The organism is Paenarthrobacter sp. YIM B13468 (genome assembly GCF_042788025.1).
Taxonomy (GTDB): Bacteria; Actinomycetota; Actinomycetes; order Actinomycetales; family Micrococcaceae; genus Arthrobacter; species Arthrobacter aromaticivorans.
The window spans coordinates 21964-39686 of the sequence record NZ_JBHZPI010000017.1 but is presented as its reverse complement, the minus strand read 5'-3'; the positions used below and the strand labels follow the sequence as shown (position 1 = coordinate 39686).

The 17723-nt window shown below is 62.0% G+C and carries 13 protein-coding genes and 1 pseudogene; 5 read left to right on the top strand and 9 right to left on the bottom strand.

The genetic code is table 11. The annotated features are described in order from the left end of the window. Positions 1-43 precede the first annotated feature (43 nt). A complete protein-coding gene (gene glgC, locus ACFX4T_RS16315) occupies positions 44-1456 on the top strand; it encodes a glucose-1-phosphate adenylyltransferase (RefSeq protein ID WP_216925739.1) in 1413 nt (470 codons plus the stop codon). Between the two features lie 75 nt (positions 1457-1531). Further along, positions 1532-2983 (top strand): SDR family NAD(P)-dependent oxidoreductase, encoded by a 1452-nt coding sequence (locus ACFX4T_RS16310; RefSeq protein ID WP_377652651.1) that lies wholly within the window; start codon positions 1532-1534, stop codon positions 2981-2983. Positions 2984-3062: 79 nt separating this feature from the next. On the opposite strand, the gene ACFX4T_RS16305 is transcribed toward ACFX4T_RS16310, so the two are convergent. The 3 genes from ACFX4T_RS16305 to ACFX4T_RS16295 form a co-directional block, all read right to left on the bottom strand. Continuing rightward, a complete protein-coding gene (locus ACFX4T_RS16305; protein ID WP_377652650.1) occupies positions 3063-3914 on the bottom strand; it encodes a transglutaminase N-terminal domain-containing protein in 852 nt (283 codons plus the stop codon). Continuing rightward, a complete protein-coding gene (locus ACFX4T_RS16300; protein ID WP_216925742.1) occupies positions 3911-4837 on the bottom strand; it encodes an alpha-E domain-containing protein in 927 nt (308 codons plus the stop codon). The genes ACFX4T_RS16305 and ACFX4T_RS16300 overlap by 4 nt, the downstream gene beginning before the upstream one ends. Positions 4838-4919: 82 nt before the next feature. After that, positions 4920-6476 (bottom strand): circularly permuted type 2 ATP-grasp protein, encoded by a 1557-nt coding sequence (locus ACFX4T_RS16295; RefSeq protein WP_223946004.1) that lies wholly within the window; start codon positions 6474-6476, stop codon positions 4920-4922. 111 nt (positions 6477-6587) lie between these two features. On the opposite strand from ACFX4T_RS16295, the gene ACFX4T_RS16290 reads away from it, so the two are divergent. Both ACFX4T_RS16290 and pepN read left to right on the top strand, forming a co-directional pair. Continuing rightward, the gene (locus ACFX4T_RS16290) at positions 6588-7652 is read left to right on the top strand and encodes a YeiH family protein (RefSeq protein ID WP_377652649.1); all 1065 of its coding nucleotides are present in this window, start codon (positions 6588-6590) and stop codon (positions 7650-7652) included. A gap of 4 nt (positions 7653-7656) precedes the next feature. Then, positions 7657-10260 (top strand): aminopeptidase N, encoded by a 2604-nt coding sequence (gene pepN / locus ACFX4T_RS16285; RefSeq protein WP_377652648.1) that lies wholly within the window; start codon positions 7657-7659, stop codon positions 10258-10260. A gap of 30 nt (positions 10261-10290) precedes the next feature. Here pepN and ACFX4T_RS16280 read toward each other — a convergent pair whose 3' ends face one another. The 3 genes and pseudogenes from ACFX4T_RS16280 to ACFX4T_RS16270 all read right to left on the bottom strand — a co-directional run. After that, positions 10291-11400, bottom strand: a complete 1110-nt coding sequence (locus ACFX4T_RS16280; protein WP_223946010.1) for a biotin/lipoate A/B protein ligase family protein — start codon at positions 11398-11400, stop codon at positions 10291-10293. A gap of 88 nt (positions 11401-11488) precedes the next feature. After that, positions 11489-11746, bottom strand: coding sequence for a type B 50S ribosomal protein L31 (locus ACFX4T_RS16275; protein WP_216925747.1), 258 nt, complete (start codon positions 11744-11746; stop codon positions 11489-11491). A gap of 142 nt (positions 11747-11888) precedes the next feature. Beyond that, positions 11889-12251 (bottom strand): annotated as a pseudogene (locus ACFX4T_RS16270) (TrmH family RNA methyltransferase); the annotation flags it as partial. A gap of 79 nt (positions 12252-12330) precedes the next feature. Here ACFX4T_RS16270 and ACFX4T_RS16265 point away from each other — a divergent pair. Continuing rightward, on the top strand, positions 12331-13716 hold the full coding sequence (locus ACFX4T_RS16265) for an NAD(P)-binding protein (RefSeq protein WP_223946012.1): 1386 nt from the start codon (positions 12331-12333) through the stop codon (positions 13714-13716). A gap of 965 nt (positions 13717-14681) precedes the next feature. Here ACFX4T_RS16265 and ACFX4T_RS16260 read toward each other — a convergent pair. The 3 genes from ACFX4T_RS16260 to ACFX4T_RS16250 form a co-directional block, all read right to left on the bottom strand. After that, a complete protein-coding gene (locus ACFX4T_RS16260; RefSeq protein ID WP_223946014.1) occupies positions 14682-14822 on the bottom strand; it encodes a hypothetical protein in 141 nt (46 codons plus the stop codon). Between the two features lie 171 nt (positions 14823-14993). Further along, positions 14994-16328 carry an MFS transporter gene (locus ACFX4T_RS16255; protein WP_223946016.1) on the bottom strand — a complete coding sequence of 445 codons (1335 nt, stop codon included), beginning with the start codon at positions 16326-16328 and terminating at the stop codon, positions 14994-14996. Between the two features lie 38 nt (positions 16329-16366). Continuing rightward, on the bottom strand, positions 16367-17569 hold the full coding sequence (locus ACFX4T_RS16250) for a M20 family metallopeptidase (RefSeq protein WP_377652647.1): 1203 nt from the start codon (positions 17567-17569) through the stop codon (positions 16367-16369). Positions 17570-17723 lie beyond the last annotated feature (154 nt).

Genomic DNA, 17723 nt, shown 5'->3' with positions numbered 1-17723 from the left:
GGAAAATCGGACTTTTGGGGGCTACGAAGACGTACGGGGAGCTATGACCATGGCGTTGAAGAAAGTATTGGCAATCGTGTTGGCTGGCGGCGAAGGCAATCGCCTCATGCCTTTGACGGCGGACCGGGCGAAGCCAGCGGTTCCGTTTGCGGGGGGCTATAGGCTTATTGACTTTGCACTATCGAATCTGGTCAATTCGGGATATTTGAAAATCGTCGTTCTGACGCAGTATAAATCCCACAGCCTTGACCGACATATCTCCGAGACCTGGCGCATGTCCACACAGTTGGGCCGCTACGTAGCTTCCGTTCCCGCGCAGCAGCGCGTCGGCAAGAGCTGGTTCCTTGGCAGCGCCAACGCCATCTACCAGTCCCTGAACCTTATCCACGATGACGCTCCGGACATTGTGGTTGTGGTCGGCGCGGACCACGTTTACCGCATGGACTTCTCACAAATGGTGGAACAGCACATCGCCAGCGGCGCGAAGGCTACGGTAGCAGCCGTACGGCAGCCGCTGAACATGGCCAACCAGTTCGGTGTAATTGAAGTTGACCAGAACGATCCCCAGAAGATTGCGGCATTCGTGGAGAAGCCGGCCAGCACGCCCGGGCTTGCGGCCGATCCCACCCAGTTCCTCGCCTCCATGGGCAACTATGTCTTCAACGCGGACGCCCTGGTTGAGGCCCTTCATGTTGACGCCGAGCGCCTGGATACAAAGCACGACATGGGCGGGGACATCATTCCCTATTTCGTGGACAAGGGTGAGGCCGGCGTCTATGACTTCACGCTTAATGACATCCCTGGGGCGACGGAACGCGACCGTACCTACTGGCGGGACGTTGGCACCATCGACTCCTTCTACGACGCCCACGTTGACCTCATTTCCCCCGTTCCCGTCTTCAATCTCTACAACTCCGAGTGGCCCATCTACACCCGCCAGAGCATTTCCCCTCCCGCTAAGTTTGTCCGCGGCGGGAACAGCACAGTGGGCACCGCCCTGGACTCCATCGTGGCCAGCGGTGTGGTCATCTCAGGCGGCATCGTTGAAGGGTCCGTGCTCTCCAACGACGTCTTCGTGGAGGCGGGCAGCCGTGTCCAGGATTCAGTACTGATGGATAAGGTCCGCGTCGGCGAAGGCGCAGTGATCAAGCGGGCAATCCTGGACAAGAACGTCAAGGTCCCTGCCGGCGCCGCGATCGGCCTGGACCCGGCGCTGGACAAGGCCCGTGGCTACAAGGTCACCGAATCCGGGATCACAGTACTTGCCAAGGGACAGCTTGTACCTGAACCTGGCGAGGAGGAGCTCGCGTTGTCCGCGGAGTACCGCCGCGGCCTGCCGGAAGCCGTTAAGGCTGCCACCCAGGATGACCCCGAAATCCTGGATTCTGCAGAAAAGGTAGCTGCCGGCATCCAGGCCCGGGTAGTAGACGCAGCATCACAGGGCGCCGGCCGCTAGGCTCCCGCCCGGCACCGGCTGCGCTGGTAGAACCCGAGGCAGGCCTCAGGCTCCCAAGGCTGTAAAATCAGGTCAATGAGCTCCACCGATCTGACGCCTGAAGAGATCCAGGCCTGCCTCAAGGTTCTGACCACAATCCACGTCTATGACGAGGAGCACCCGGACTACGTCGCAGTCCGCCGCGCAACGGGCAAGATGTTCAAAGCCGTCAAGCGGCACCGCCGCGTCACCAAGCGGGACCTGATCGCGGAAGCCGACCGTGCAGTCCTTGCCCTGACCGCAACAGCTGCGCCGGACCGCATTGATGACGAAACGCGTGGCAACAAGCTTGCTCCGTCAGCCACCGGCGAGGTTGCGGGCCACCTGATCCGTTCCCGGCCCTGCTATATCTGCAAGCAGCACTACACGCAGGTGGATGCGTTTTACCACCAGCTGTGCCCGGAGTGCGCTGCATTCAGCCACAGTAAACGCGATGCCCGCACGGACCTCACGGGACGCAATGCCCTGTTAACCGGTGGACGCGCCAAGATTGGTATGTACATTGCGCTCCGCTTGCTCAGGGACGGCGCCCACACCACCATCACAACACGCTTCCCCAAAGACGCGGCACGTCGGTTTGCTGCCATGGAAGACAGCGCGGATTGGCTGCACCGCCTGCGGATAGTTGGCATCGACCTCCGTGATCCCGCCCAGGTGATGGCCCTGACGGACTCCCTGAACAAGGCTGGCCCGCTGGACATCATCATCAACAATGCCGCGCAAACCGTGCGACGCTCCGGCAACGCCTATAAACCCTTGGTTGACGCCGAGGACGAACCCTTGCCGGCCGCCTTGGAGGCTGCCAACGGAGGCCCCGAGCTGGTCACGTTCGGCCACGCCCATGACAAGCATCCACTGGCCTTGGCCAGCAGCGTCACCGAACATCCTGTCCTTGCCGGAGACGCGATCACTTCCCTGGCGCTCTCTACCGGCTCGGCGTCATTGGCCAGGATCGAATCCGGAACGGCTATCGATGCCGGTGGCCTGGTCCCCGACCTCGCCACTATCAACAGCTGGACGCAGGTAGTGGACGAGGTGGACCCGCTCGAAATGCTCGAAGTGCAGCTGTGTAACGTCACAGCTCCGTTCCTGCTGGTCAGCCGACTGCGCGATGCCATGAAACGCTCAACGGCACGTCGAAAGTACATCGTGAACGTTTCGGCCATGGAAGGGCAGTTCTCCCGCGCCTACAAGGGTCCTGGACATCCTCACACCAATATGGCCAAAGCCGCCTTGAACATGATGACGCGCACCAGCGCCCAGGAAATGTTGGATTCCGATGGCATCCTCATGACTGCCGTAGACACCGGTTGGATCACCGATGAACGCCCGCACTACACCAAGGTGCGGCTCATGGAAGAAGGATTCCACGCGCCCTTGGACCTGGTGGACGGTGCCGCCCGCGTGTACGACCCCATCGTGATGGGCGAGAACGGCGAGGACCAGTACGGGGTCTTCCTCAAGGACTACAAGCCCTCCCCCTGGTAAATCAAGAATCCTTTGAGTTTTGATACAGAATATGGCCCCTAGGAATGCTTCCAGGGGCCATGTCTGTAAAGAAAAATACTTATGCGAGGCGGGTGATCTCCACGGAAACGGATAGGCCCGAACCTCCACCGCCCGAAAGAATGCCTTTCAGCGGCGGAACATCCCGATAATCCCGTCCCCTCGCCACGGTCACGTGGTAGTCGCCGGCGGGCTTGTGGTTGGTGGGGTCCCAACTGCGCCATTCGCCGTCCCACCATTCCAACCACGCGTGAGACTGACCGGCCACCGTTTCGCCGATGTCAGCGGAGGACCGCGGATGGATGTAGCCCGAAACGTAGCGCGCTGGTATGCCCCGGCTACGCAAGGCGCCAATGGCCAAATGGGCAAGGTCCTGGCAGACACCCTGGCGTTGCGTCCACGCCTGTTCGGCATTCGTCGTGACGCCCGTGGTGCCCTTCATGTACGTCATCTCGCCGGCCATCCACGAAAAGATGGCCAACGCGGCCTCATGGGGGTTCTTACCGTCCACCACGCCTGGAATGATGGCGAGGACTTCCTCACCCGGACCGCTCAAGCGGGACTGGGGCAGCCAATCGCTGAACTCGTCCTGGATCTTCTCCGAGCCGATGACGTCCCAGCCCACGATGTCGTCTTCGGTTGCCACGCGCTCGGTGCGGTGCACTTCCACCGTGGCCGTCGCAAGGACCTCTAGGCTCTCGTGGGGCATCTGCATATCGAAGGCAGTGACGCGCGTGCCCCAGTAGTCGCGGTAGGTGCTGACCGAGGCCTGGTTGGGTGAAACCTTCAGCGAGGATTCCAAGACAACCTGCTGGCCGTCCGTCAATGGAGTCATCCGCGCCTCGTTATAGGACAACGTCACGCGTCGGTTGTATTTGTAGGCCGTCTTGTGGACGATGCTCAGCCGGGTCATGAAACTTCTCCCACCCAGGCGTGCTCATCAGCCTGATTGAAGTACTTACGGGAAATCGCGTCCGAAGCCTGGGTTACGGCCTTCTGCACACGTTCCATATGCTCGGGCAATTCGGACATCAGGTCATCGGTCCTGTGGAACTCAAGGAACGTTCTGGCCTGCCCAACAATCCGACGGGCATCGTTGATGAAGCCGACCCGCTGTGCTGACGGATCCAGCTTTGCCAGGCACTCGTCCGCGTCGCGCAGGGCGTAGACGATCGAGCGTGGGAACAAACGGTCCAGAAGCAGGAACTCGGCGGCGTGCTGGTCGCCAAATGCGGCCCTCCGGGTCCGGATGAAGGACTCGTACGCGCCAGCACACCGCAGCATGTTCACCCAGGACATTCCGGCGGACTGCACATCCCGCGTGGACAACATGCGTGCTGTCATGTCGGCACGCTCAAGCGAACGCCCGAGCACCATGAACAGCCAGCTCTCGTCATGGCTGACGGTGGTGTCTGCCAGCCCGCGCACCATGGCGGTCCGCTCAAGGACCCAGTTGCAGAAACGGTAGGTTCCCACAACGTCCTTGCGATGCTGGCTGAGGCCGTAATACGTGGTGTTGAGGCTTTCCCAGAGTGACTGCGAGACGGTCTCCCGCGCCCTGCGTGCGTTCTCACGTGCGGCGCCAAGCGAGCCCGCGATGGAGGATGCGCTCTGCTTGTCATAGGCAAGTGCATGCAGCAATTCGGGCAGGCCGAAGTCTTCGCTTTGTGGTTTAGCGCCCATTACGGCGAGGAGTTCGCGCGCAACACTGCGCTGCTCTTCAAGGGGCAGATGGTTCAGGCGCTCCAAGTGCACGTCCAGGATTCTGGCAGTGCCGTCGGCCCGCTCTACATAGCGTCCGATCCAGAAAAGTGACTCGGCAATACGGCTCAGCATGAAACTGTGCCTCCTTCGCGTGGTGCTTGTCGAAGTTCGGGGGTCGATGGAGCAGGGGTCCCTCTGGGCCCTGCCATCCGGATCATTGTTGCTGCTCCGTCTGGCGGTCCCGCCAGTTGCTTTCCACCGGCCACACAGAGACCTGTTCGCGGACCGTCACGGACTGGCGCGGAATGATCTCGGCAGGCATTTGCGGCGAATTGGCCAACACCCAGGTGTCCTTGGAACCGCCGCCCTGGCTGGAATTCACAATCAGTGAACCTTCCTTGAGTGCCACCCGGGTCAGGCCGCCGGGAAGGACCCAGACGTCGTCGCCGTCGTTGACTGCAAAGGGGCGGAGGTCCACGTGCCGCGGGCCGAACTTATCTCCGGAGAGCGTGGGTACCGTGGAGAGTTGGAGAACTGGCTGTGCGATCCAGCCACGGGGATCCGCAATCACGCGCTTCCGCAAAGCATCAAGCTCGTCCTTGGAAGCATCCGGGCCGATGACCAGGCCCTTACCGCCTGAGCCATCGACGGGCTTGACCACCAGCTCCTCCAAGCGGTCCAGAACATGTTCCCTGGCTTCCTTTTCCTCGAGCCGGAAAGTGTCGACGTTGGCGATGATCGGCTCTTCGTGAAGGTAGTACCGGATCAGGTCAGGCACGTAACTGTACACGAGCTTGTCATCGGCTACGCCGTTCCCAACAGCGTTGGCGATGGTCACGCCACCAGCGCGGGCAGCGTTGACCAGGCCAGGGCAACCAAGCATGGAATCGGAACGGAACTGCAAGGGATCCAGGAAGTCGTCGTCGATCCGCTTGTAAATGACATCAACGCGCTGCTCGCCGGCTGTGGTCCGCATGTACACACGGTTGCCGCGGCAGATCAAGTCCCGCCCTTCCACCAACTCCACGCCCATGAGTCCGGCGAGGAGGGTGTGCTCAAAATACGCGCTGTTGAAAACGCCCGGCGTCAGGACCACAACCGTGGGATCGTCGACGCCGGCCGGTGCGGTCTTGCGCAGCGCTGAGAGGAGCCTGCGGGGGTACTCCTCCACGGGCCGAATGTGCTGCTGGCCGAACGCCTCGGGCAGGCCCTTGGCCATGGCGCGGCGGTTTTCCAGTACGTAGCTCACTCCGGACGGGACGCGGACATTGTCCTCGAGGACACGGAAGGTGCCTTCAGCATCACGGACGACGTCGATGCCGGATACGTGGACGCGGACGCCGCCGGACGGTTCGAAGCCGTGCACGGCACGGTGGAAATGGGCGCTTGTGGTGACAAGTTGCCGGGGAATGACGCCGTCAGCCACCACTGCCATCCGGCCATATACATCGTTGAGGAACGCTTCAAGGGCCTTGACCCGCTGTGCCACGCCGCGCTCAAGGACATCCCACTCGTCAGCAGGGATGACGCGCGGGACGATATCCAGCGGGAACGGCCGCTCCTCCCCCGCATAGTCGAAAGTCACACCGCGGTCCAGGAACGTGCGTGCCATGGAATCGGCGCGGGCGGTGACATCGGCCAGGGAAAGCTCGCGCAGTGCACCGGCAACCTGACCGTAGGATTTTCTGGCGACGTGGCCGGGGGCGAACATCTCGTCGTAGGCGCCGCTGCGCGCAGCGGCCTCGGAATAATCCTGAAATAGGTCAGACATGGGAATTAGACAATCACCTTTTTGAGTCAAGCGCATTTCGCACTGGTTGTGTCGCGGTTTCCGGAGACTCCCGGTTCGCCTTTCGGTGCCCCCATCCGGCAGGGTTGAGGCATGCCCTTGAACAGTCCTGCGCCCCACCTGTCCCGGCTGGGGCCGGGGTTGGTCCTGAGTATTGCCGCAACGGGAGTCGCCTTCACCGTCCACGCGGTATTTCCGGCATTGGGGGCTATTCCCGTCATGACGCTTGCTGTTGCACTGGGCCTGCTCTCTGCAAATATACCGGGCACTGCTGTCTGGGCGGCGGGGCGCGCCCGGCCAGGCCTGGACTTCGCCGGGAAGCACCTTATGCGTGCCGGAATCGTCCTGCTTGGACTCAAGGTAAGCATGGGCGACATCCTCGGAACGGGGTGGCTGTCACTGCTTCTGATTGCAGCCGTGGTGTTACTGAGTTTTGCCGGAACCTACGGACTCGCGAAGATCCTCCGCCTTCCGGATGAGGCGGCACTCCTGATCGCCACAGGGTTCTCCATTTGCGGTGCGTCGGCCATCGGGGCCATGGCAGCGGTAAGGCGGGTCAAGCACCAGGACACTGTACTTCCCGTGGCGCTGGTGACGCTGTGTGGCACCCTGGCGATTGGGGTGCTCCCCCTCCTCATGCACCCCCTGGGCTTGAACCCGGAACAATTCGGAGCGTGGACCGGTGCGTCCGTGCACGACGTGGGCCAAGTGGTTGCCACCGCCCAAACTGCAGGGACGGCGGCGCTGGCTGTCGCCGTCGTCGTTAAATTGACGCGGGTGGTGCTCTTGGCGCCCATCGCCGCGGCTGCAGGGCTTCACCAGCGCGTGATGCACGTACGGCGACGGGCCAACGGTGTATCGGGTCAATCAGGAAAGCACGACGCCGATGGCCGGTTTCCGCCAATTGTCCCTCTGTTTGTAGTTGGCTTCATCGCGATGGTGGGCGTTCGCACCTTGGGGTGGGTGCCACCGGCAGCTCTGGAAGCCGCCGCCGGTGTACAGGACATCCTGCTCGCGACCGCCCTGTTTGGGCTCGGTTCCGCGGTGCGTGTACGCACCCTCGTTCATACCGGGGGCCGTGCCGTTGCTGTGGCACTGGGATCGTGGCTGCTCATCGCCTCGCTAGGCCTGGGCGCCGTATGGATCATGATTAGATAGCTGTGTGTCGAATCACAATCTCTCGCGCGATGAAGCCGCAACACGTTCAGCCCTGATCACCACCCATAGTTACGACGTCACCCTCGATGTCCGCGACGCGGCAGATCCCGCAACCGCCGGCTACCCGAGCACCAGCACTATCAGGTTTTCAGCCGAACCCGGCTCAGCTACCTTCCTGGATTTCATCAGTGGCGGAGTGAAGTCAGTGATGCTGAACGGCAAGGCCCTTGAAGTTGACCGTGTAGTGGACCGGGACAGGATCATCCTGGAAGACCTGGCCGCCGAAAACACGGTCACTGTGACAGGAACAGCGCTCTACAGCCGCTCCGGAGAGGGCATGCACCGTTTCGTCGACCCCGCCGATGGCCAGTGCTATCTTTACACCCAGTACGAACCGGCCGACAGCCGTCGCGTCTTCGCCAACTTCGAGCAGCCCGACCTCAAAGCCGAATTCACTTTCCACGTCATCGCTCCCGCAGGATGGGAAGTCGCCTCCAATGGCGTGGAGACCGCCCGAGCGCCTCTAGCGGACGATGCGGCAGCCTGCAGCTGGGACTTTGCTACCACCAAGCGGATGTCCACCTACATCACCACCATCCTTGCCGGGCCCTACTTCAAGGCCACTGATCATTGGGGAGCAACGCTCGACGACGGCACCCGCCTTGACGTCCCACTGGCCCTCTACTGCCGGGCGTCTTTGGCGGAGTCGTTCGATGCCGATGAACTCTTCCGGCTGACCAAGAGCGGGCTGGCGTTCTTCAATGAACTTTTCGACTACCCCTACCCTTGGGGCAAATACGATCAGGCGTTCGTGCCCGAGTACAACCTCGGAGCCATGGAAAACCCCGGCCTGGTCACCTTCACTGAGAAGTACGTCTATGCTTCGCGGGCAACAGACGCCCAGTACCAGGCGCGCGCCAACACTCTGATGCACGAGATGGCCCACATGTGGTTCGGCGACCTCGTCACCATGACCTGGTGGGACGACCTCTGGCTGAAAGAATCCTTTGCCGACTACATGGGGACCCTCGGCGTGGACCGGGCCACTGACTGGGATACCGCATGGGTGAACTTCGCCAGCAAACGCAAAGCCTGGGCCTATGTACAGGACCAGCTGCCTACCACGCACCCCATCGTTGCCGACATTCCGGACCTCGAAGCGGCCAAGCAAAATTTTGATGGAATCACGTATGCCAAAGGGGCCTCTGTTCTGAAGCAACTGGTGTCTTACGTGGGCTTTGACGACTTTATCGCCGGATCCCGCCAGTACTTCCGGGACCACGAGTTCGGCAACACCTCGCTACAGGACCTTCTGCAAGCGCTCAGCGTCGCGTCGGGAAGGGACCTTGCCGGCTGGGCGCGCCAATGGCTGCAGACATCAGGCATTTCCACCATCACCGCAGACATTGTGGATGACGACGGGATCATGGGCGCCGTGACGCTCCAACAGGATGCGAGGGACCCCCTGACGGGCAAGCAGGAGTTGCGGCCCCACCGACTCCGGTTGGGCTTGTATGACCCGGATTCCTCGGGACACCTCGTCCGGAGGGAGAGCATCGAGCTGGACGTCTCCGGCCCGAGCACGTTGGTGGCCGAACTGGCAGGGAGGCCCCGGCCCGCCCTGCTGCTGGTCAACGATGAGGACCTCAGCTACGCGAAGGTGCGGCTGGACGCCCTTTCGGAGCACACAGTCCGGAGCTCCCTGGGAACCATCCAGGACCCCATGGCACGGGCGCTGTGCTGGACCGCCCTGTGGGATTCGGCTCGGGACGGCGCAACGCCAGCGGTACGGTACATTGGCGCCGTTGAGCGTTTCGCGCCCGTTGAAACCGGGATCGGCGTCCTCCAGAACGTGTTGGGAAATGCAGCCACCGCTATTGAACGTTATGTCCCCGATGCCGTGCGGGATGGCGTGCGTAAGGACTTTCTGGCAGTCGCCGCCGCCCAATTGCAATCCGCAGCCCCCGGATCCGACCACCAGCTTGCCTGGGCCAGGGCCCTGGCCGATGTTTCCAGGCACGGTGACAGCGAGCTCCCCCTGCTGCGGGGCATCCTTGAAGGCGCCACGGTCATTGATGGCTTGACGGTCGATGCCGAACTGCGCTGGAGTTTCTGGCAGGCCCTCGCCGCCCATGGACAAGCCATGCAGCGCGAGCTGGACGCTGAACTTGAGGCGGACAAGACGGCCTCCGGCCGCGAAGGCCATGCAGTAGCCTCCTCAGCCCGCCCTGATGCCTCCGTAAAGGCGGCAGCGTGGGACGCAGCCGTCAACACTACCGGGCTGTCCAACGAGATCCTCAGCGCAACAATCACGGGTTTCACCATTGCGCCCAGAGACCTCCTGGAGCCATACATCGAGCCCTACTTTGAATGCCTGGAACGTGTCTGGACTGAGCGCAGTATAGAAATCGCCGGCAGGATCGTCAGGGGCCTCTACCCCGGCGCCCAGGATCTGGTGGCCGGAATGGAGCCAATCACGCATCCGGTGCTGGTGACGACTGACCGGTGGCTGCAGGAGCATACTGACGCTCCCCGTGCTTTGCGCCGCATCATCATCGAACAGCGTAGCCACCTGCTGCGGGCGCTGACGGCGCAGGCAGCCGGGTAGGGGCATCAGCGCACTAAGGAACCGTGCGCCCTAAGGAACCCTGTTCAACCACTCCTCCGTGCCGAACTTCGTTTCCACCCGCTTCCTGGCTTGAGAAAGTTCATCGTCCGACACGCGGGATTCAACTGCGCCGTAGCGTTCCGCAAAAACTTCCTGCATGGCCTCAATGATGGCGGCGCGGGCCAAGCCGGTCTGACGGCGCAATGGGTCCACTCGCTTCTTGGCGCTGCGCGTGCCTTTGTCTGAGAGCTTTTCCTTGCCGATGCGCAGCACTTCCACCATCTTGTCGGCGTCGATGTCATAGCTCATGGTCACGTGATGAAGCATCCCTCCGTTGGCCAGCCGTTTCTGGGCCGCGCCCCCGATCTTGCCTTGCTCAGTGGCGATGTCATTGAGGGGAACATAGAAAGCGGTGATGCCGAGCTTCTCCAACGCCGCCATGACCCATGCATCAAGGAAGGCGTAGGAATCGGCGAAACTGATGCCATCCACCAACGTCTGCGGTACGTAGAGGGAGTAGGTGATGCAGTTGCCGGCTTCCATGAACATTGCACCGCCACCACTGATACGGCGAACTACCGTGATGCCGTGCCTGGACACGCCGTCGGGATCCACCTCGTTCCGAACGGACTGGAAACTCCCGATGACCACCGAAGGTTCTTCCCAGTCCCAGAACCGCAGGGTGGGATTTCGGCGTCCCGCGCCAACTTCTTCCGTGAGGACCTCGTCGAGAGCAACGTTGACGTGTGTGGGCAGGACCGTAGGAGGGATGATTTCCCATGGGTGATCGGACCAACTGGTGGCTTTGGACAGCGCACGGCGGACGGTCACCGCGACGGCCTCTGGAGAGAACCCAAACAACACAGCCCCTTGGGGCAACCCGGCCGAGACAGCCGCAGAGATGTCTGCAGCCGGGGTCGTCGCGGGCATTCCAGTCAGAGCGGCGTTGATGTCCCCCAGGGCCTCATCGGGTTCCAGGAAGAAATCTCCACTGAGTGAAACGTCGGCCAAGAGGCCGTCCTGGACGTCCAAGTCCACCACCACGAGTTTGCCGCCGGGAACTTTATACTCCCCGTGAAGGCGAGTGGCGCCGTCGTCAATGTACTTAGGGTGTTGTTCGGGTGCGGGCTGGAACGTCATGGGTTCCATCTTGCCGGAAAACGAAAAAGCCCGCATTGCTGGAAATTCCAGCAATGCGGGCTTTCGAAAAGCCTTGGGGCGAAGTGGGTTACTTCGTGCCGCCGAAGCCCTTGAAGCGAGCGTTGAAGCGCTCGACGCGGCCAGCGGAGTCCATGATGCGCTGCTTGCCCGTGTAGAACGGGTGGGACTCCGAAGAGATTTCGACGTCGATAACCGGGTAGGTGTTTCCGTCTTCCCATTCGATGGTCTTCGAGGAAGACACAGTCGACTTGGTCAGGAACTTCGTGCCGGAAGCCAGGTCGTTGAAAACAACAGCTTCGTACTTCGGGTGGATATCAGACTTCATAATGGGACCTTTTGTTCACGCAACTGGATTTTGCCAGCTGCCAGGTATGAATGGAGGTGGTCCGCCTGCTGCAAGGTAGAGATTTCAGCGGCCGGGCCAACAATCAATCATAGCCGAAACCCGCCGGGTGCACGAACCAGGCTCAGTCCTGCGGGCGAAGCTCCCAGAACGCCACCGCCGAAGCGGATGCGACGTTCAGCGAATCGACACCGGCGCGCATCGGAATCTTGACAGCGAGATCGACGGCGGCAAGCGTCTCCGCGCTCATTCCGGCACCTTCCGTGCCGAGTACCAGAGCGAGTTTGGGGATGTTGCGGGCAGCGAGTTCATCAAGGTCAACAGCGTCTTCGGTCAATTCCATGGCGGCAACTGTGAAGCCCTGATCCTTGAGCCTTTCCAGATCACCAGGCCAGCGTTCCAGGCGGGCCCAAGGAACCTGGAAGACCGTTCCCATACTGACCCGGACGCTCCGGCGATACAGCGGGTCCCCGCAGCGCGGCGAAGCGGTGGCGCACCCCGACGCCGACCGGTACCTGCGCGCCGGGGGATTCCCCTGCGCAGACGGCCGGGTTTACTGTGAGTGCGTGCGCGGGCGAATCGAAGCCGACTATCTGGTGGTCGGCGCTGGGACAGCGGGGATGGTCTTCACCGACCGGATCCTCGCGCATTCGGATGCCACTGTCGCGATCGTCGATCGTCGGCACGCACCCGGGGGACACTGGCAGGACGCATATCCGTTCGTTCGGCTGCACCAGCCCGCGAACCTCTACGGCGTCGAATCCGTGCCATTCGGAGCCGACAGGCGCGACGTCGACGGCACGAACGCAGGCATGTACGAGCTGGCCGGTCCGAGCGAGATCTGCGCGCATTTCGAAGAGGCGATGACACGGGTCTTCCTGCCGACCGGGCGTGTAGTCTACTTGCCCGAATGCGAGTTCGTTGACGAGGGTCGGATCGTCTCCCGCCTGGACGGTCACACCGTGCCGGTCACTGTGCGCCGCCGCGTGGTGGATGCCAGGTACCTCGAGGGCCGCATCCCCGCCACGTCCGCCCCGCCGTTCGCCGTGGCCGAGGGAGTTCGTTGCATCCCCACCGGGGGGCTCGCCCGACTCGCCCACCCGGTCGGACGCTTCACCGTGATCGGCGCGGGAAAGACCGCCCTCGACACGTGTGTGTGGCTTCTCGAGCAGGGTGTGGATCCCGCCGACCTCACGTGGATCAAACCGCGCGAGGGCTGGTGGCCGAATCGGCGCTACCTGCAGCCGCGCGACCTAGTCGTCGACCAGTACGTCGCGAACGCCGCACAGATCGAGGCCATGGCCCAAGCGACGACGGTTGACGATTTCTTCGCGCGGCTCGATGAACAGGGAATCCTCCTGCGGGTCGATCCGTCGGTGCCACCCACGATGTTCCACGGCGCCATCGTCGGAGAAGCCGAGATCGCCATCCTCCGGCAAATCGAGAATGTAGTCCGCCTCGGCCACGTGCGTACTGTCGAGCGCGACCGCATCATTCTCGACGACGGTGTCATCCCCACGACACGCGACACGCTGCACGTCCACTGCGCGGCGTCGGGACTCGTCCGGCCTCCACTTCGTCCGATTTTCGAAGCTGGCCGCATCACGCTTCAGCCGATGTTCTGGGGTACCGTCTCGTTCCAGTACGCGATGCTTGGCGTCGTCGAAGCCGAACTCAACGACGACGACCAGAAGAACAAGCTGTGCCGCCCGCTGCACCTCTGGGATCGGAATGTCGACTTCCTCATCGCCTACGCCGCGCTGATGGCGAACGCCCGGGCACGCGGCCAGCATCCGGCCGTGTCCGCATGGTCGCGCACGAGCCGGCTGTATCCCTTCGCCGAGCTGGAACGTTACGCCGACGACCCACGCATCCCCGAGGCTCGCGAACGCAGCCGAGCCCATGCCGCCGGAGCGCTCTCCAACCTCCCCCGCCTCATCGCCTCGGCGTGACCCGGCCATCGTCGGCCGCCGATCGCTGAGGGTCGCTTTCCTCCCAGCGTGCATCGGACCGAGGTGAGACAAGGGTGTCCCTGGGTAGGCTGTGCCTAGCAGAGGGCTGTAGCCTGGCCTTTTGGCCAGCATGGTCTTCCCGGCTCCAGGAGGAGTGTGAATAACGGCATGAAGACTGATACTGCAACCGCTGCAATACAAGGCGAAAGGGTGCGTTCATCTCATGAACATCACGCTCGCTTCAGACGGCGGAGCTAACCACTCCCCTGGATGTAGTGCACTGAAGCCGATGCTTGCTGGCACGTCCTCAAGTCCAAGTTTCAACCCTTGACTCGCTCGGGACCACGCCGTCGGAGAAACAGGGAACATGACTGCCGGACCGACCATGGTGAGGGATCCGTTTCGACGGACATTCTTCTCGGCTTGCAGGCCGAGCTGACCAGTCATGCCGAACTTGGTCATCGTCCCCCGCGATGGATCGGATGCTGGTCCGCTACAAGATCAAAGCCGCTGGTCTCCGACGTCGTGTGGGCCTGCCTTCACTTTGACAGCGTCGACGCAGACTTCAACGACCTGCTCAACCGCCGCGATTGCCCATATCCCGAGCTGTTGGGTCGAAGGGGTCGACGATCACACCGTTTCCGAGGGCTCGCTCGGAGTTTCCGCTTCCGTCCATCCATGCGAGGACATCGAACGCTCGCAGAATGCCAGCGCGGGGAGTCACCACCCCGCGCCGGCCCCTTTTGCACTACTCGATGCAACGCCAGATCACTCGGAGTGCCCTGGAAACGACAATTCTTTCATCGCGATGGTGGAGTTCAAGCTTTGAACGCCCGGCACCGGCTCAGGACCTTGTCGTGCAGCCGCTGGTAGGCCTCTCCATTTGCAGTCACGATGGTGGATGTCCACCAGGAGGCCTCTTCATCCATTGGAGAGCATAAACACCGGCCGGAAGCCGGGTTAGATCATGCGTCGGAGCCAGCCGCGCGTATGGGCGGGTCGGCGTACTGGAGGCCGAGAAGGTGTTCGCGGATCACCACAGTGTTCAGCTCGGGTGTGGCCTCACCGACGGTGATGTTTAGTTCCTCGCCCTGATGAGAGGCCACTACATTTTGCCCTCAGCCTCTTCAGTGACCGGTCAGGACTTTGCTGCCCACACCGATTCCGGGGCCCTGAAATGCTCGTGCAGGCATGCATGAAAGGGCACGGGATGCATGAATGAGCCCCCGCGAAAGCCGGGGCTCATTCAGCTACCACTGGATCATGCGGGGAGTGATTCAGCCGTTGAGGCTGACCTTCTCATTGTCGGGTTCGGCTTCCCGCAGGTCCTGGGCTTTGGTTTCCGGGAGCCGGCTGATCACCAGTGCTGAGATCAGTTGCAAGGCCACGGCATATCCGTAGAAGATGTCGGCATTTCCGATCGAGCTGAAGTACGTCTGCAGATAGGGGGCGGTGCCGCCGAAGGCCGCGACGCAGATGGCGTAGGGAATGGCGACGGCGGTCGTCCTGATGTGGGTGGGGAAGAGTTCTGCGTAAACGGCCGGAACGATTGATGCTGCCATGGCGATGCATATGAGAGCGATGGACATCGCTACTCCGAGCATCACGGCGCTGTTGCCGATCAGGGCGTTGAGCGGAAACATGAGGATCGCGCCGCTAATGGCTCCGAGCAGCAGCACGGGCTTACGGCCGATCCGGTCGGAGAGGATCCCGCACAGTGGAAGGGCTGCTATGAAGATGACGTTAGCGACGACGCCGGCCCAGAAGGCATGGTTAGCATCCACCCCGCGGGAAGCGATGGCCTGCGCCGGCGCGTAGGAGGACCATACGTTGTACATCACGGTCAGCCCTGCGGTCATGCCGATCACTTGCAGTGCCTGCCGCTTGTGGGTCCAGACTCCCTTGAGGATATTCGGTTTCCGCGCCTTCACGAGGGAGGCACTAAAGACTTCGGGTTCCGTCATGCGAAGGCGCATGAACAGTCCGAAGATCCCGGACAGGCCGGCGATAATGAATGGGATACGCCAGCCGTAGTCGTACATGGCGTCCTTGCCAAGTGACGCTGTGAGCACAGCGGCCAGTATTGTTCCGGCGAGCACGCCTGTGGTCCCTGATGTGTAGATCAGGCTGGACCACAGTCCACGGCGCTCCTTCGGGGCGAACTCGGACACGTACGTCTGTGCTGATGGCAACTCGCCACCGTGTGCCAGCCCCTGCACAAGACGGGCGACCACAAGAATGACGGAGGCTCCGGCCCCGATAGCACCATAGGTGGGGCTGATTCCGATGGCGAGGCTTCCAACCGCGGCAAGGGTAATCGTGAGCGCCATTGACAGTTTTCGCCCTACCCGGTCGGAGATCCAGCCGAACAGGAATCCCCCGAACGGCCGAGCTACAAACCCCACGGCCATGACGACCAGCGCTGAGAGAAGCGCCGAGGTGGAGTCCTTGCTGTTGAAGAACTGGGGGGCGAAGTAAACGGCGAAAATGCCGTACAGGCTCGTGTCGAACCATTCGAGCGAGTTGCCGACACCGATTCCCAGGATCGCACGGGTATCGTTTTGGCGGACGCGCAGGCCGGCACCTGCATTTGCTGCAGCATCTGATGACATGGGGGTACTCCTTTAGAAAAGCCGTAAACGACGGAAACTCAGGCTTGTGCCCAACGGAGCCGCTGAATGGCCACTTCGGCATACAGCGCCGCGCCGTCCGGAAGGACAGAGTCGTCATATTGGGCGAACGGTGAGTGGTTGAAAGGTGCTGTCTCCGGGTCCACACCGATCGGGGTGGCGCTTAGGCCGATGAAACTGCCGGGAACCTGGGCAAGGACGAGGGAGAAGTCCTCTGAGGCGTTGAAGGGGTTTGCCAGCACGGTGCGACGGCCCTGCAGCACTTGATCGGTGACGCTGGCCACTAATGCCGTCTCGTCGTGGTGATTGAACGTCACGGGATAGCCCTCGACGTGCCGGAGCTCGACCTCGACCCCGTGGGCTGCTGCGATGCCCTGGAGCAGCCTCGGGATTGATTCCATGGCACGGTCCCGTGCTTCAGAAGAAAAGGTACGAAGGGTCGCTGCGAACTCCGCGGTTTCGGGGATGATGTTGCGGGCCGTTCCAGCGTGAAGCGAACCAACGCTCAGCACGACAGGATCGAAGACGTCGAACTGGCGCGTGACCATGGTCTGGAGGGCGCTGACCATTTCGGAGATTGCGGTCACGGGATCTTTGGCGCGGGAGGGTGCGGAGCCGTGTCCGCCGACACCGCGCACGAGGACATCCAAAGAATCGGCTGCTGCCATCATGGCTCCCTTACGGGTAAGCACTTGGCCGGTCGGGTGCCCGCCGGAGAAAACGTGCATGCCGAACGCTGCATCGACACGACGCCCGGACGCGTCCAGGACGCCCTCCTCAAGCATGATGTCCGCGCCGTGCCAGCCTTCTTCACCCGGCTGGAACATAAAGACGATGTCCCCGTCGAGCTTTTCCCGCTGGTTGGCAAGCAAATGTGCTGCGCCCACGAGCATCGAAGTGTGCAGGTCGTGGCCACAGGCGTGCATAGCCCCGTCGGTGCGGGATCGCCAGGGGAGGTCGGTTCGCTCGGTGAGGGGAAGTGCATCCGTATCGCCCCGGAGCAGCACAGTGCCGTTGTCCCTGCCGCTGCTTCCCCGCAGGACGGCCGTCACGGAGCTCAACTTTTCTCCTGTCGTGATTTCCAGCGGGAGGCCGTCGAGGGCTTCAAGGACGCGCCTTTGCGTCTTCGGAAGATGAAGCCCGATTTCGGGTTCCGCGTGGAGGGCCCGCCTAAGACCCACCATTTCGGTTGTCATTGCCCCGGCATCAGCCAGCAAGTTCATGGGACTCCTTGAGAGAATGGCCCGGCTTGCCCGGACTAAAATTCAGTGTGACACTTACCACGTTTCAGTCCGCGAAGATCTTTGGATTCGCGCATTCCCAAGAACGAAAGACCATAAACCGTGCAATCCTCCGAACTTTCTGAACAGGATTTCG

Coding starts and splice junctions, on each gene's coding strand:
- ACFX4T_RS16290 (WP_377652649.1), top strand. CDS start 6,588: ATGCCCTTGAACAGTCCTGCGCCCCACCTGTCCCGGCTGGGGCCGGGG.
- glgC (WP_216925739.1), top strand. CDS start 44: ATGACCATGGCGTTGAAGAAAGTATTGGCAATCGTGTTGGCTGGCGGC.
- ACFX4T_RS16250 (WP_377652647.1), bottom strand. CDS start 17,569: ATGAACTTGCTGGCTGATGCCGGGGCAATGACAACCGAAATGGTGGGT.
- ACFX4T_RS16305 (WP_377652650.1), bottom strand. CDS start 3,914: ATGACCCGGCTGAGCATCGTCCACAAGACGGCCTACAAATACAACCGA.
- ACFX4T_RS16310 (WP_377652651.1), top strand. CDS start 1,532: ATGAGCTCCACCGATCTGACGCCTGAAGAGATCCAGGCCTGCCTCAAG.
- ACFX4T_RS16280 (WP_223946010.1), bottom strand. CDS start 11,400: ATGACGTTCCAGCCCGCACCCGAACAACACCCTAAGTACATTGACGAC.
- ACFX4T_RS16295 (WP_223946004.1), bottom strand. CDS start 6,476: ATGTCTGACCTATTTCAGGATTATTCCGAGGCCGCTGCGCGCAGCGGC.
- ACFX4T_RS16300 (WP_216925742.1), bottom strand. CDS start 4,837: ATGCTGAGCCGTATTGCCGAGTCACTTTTCTGGATCGGACGCTATGTA.
- ACFX4T_RS16275 (WP_216925747.1), bottom strand. CDS start 11,746: ATGAAGTCTGATATCCACCCGAAGTACGAAGCTGTTGTTTTCAACGAC.
- ACFX4T_RS16255 (WP_223946016.1), bottom strand. CDS start 16,328: ATGTCATCAGATGCTGCAGCAAATGCAGGTGCCGGCCTGCGCGTCCGC.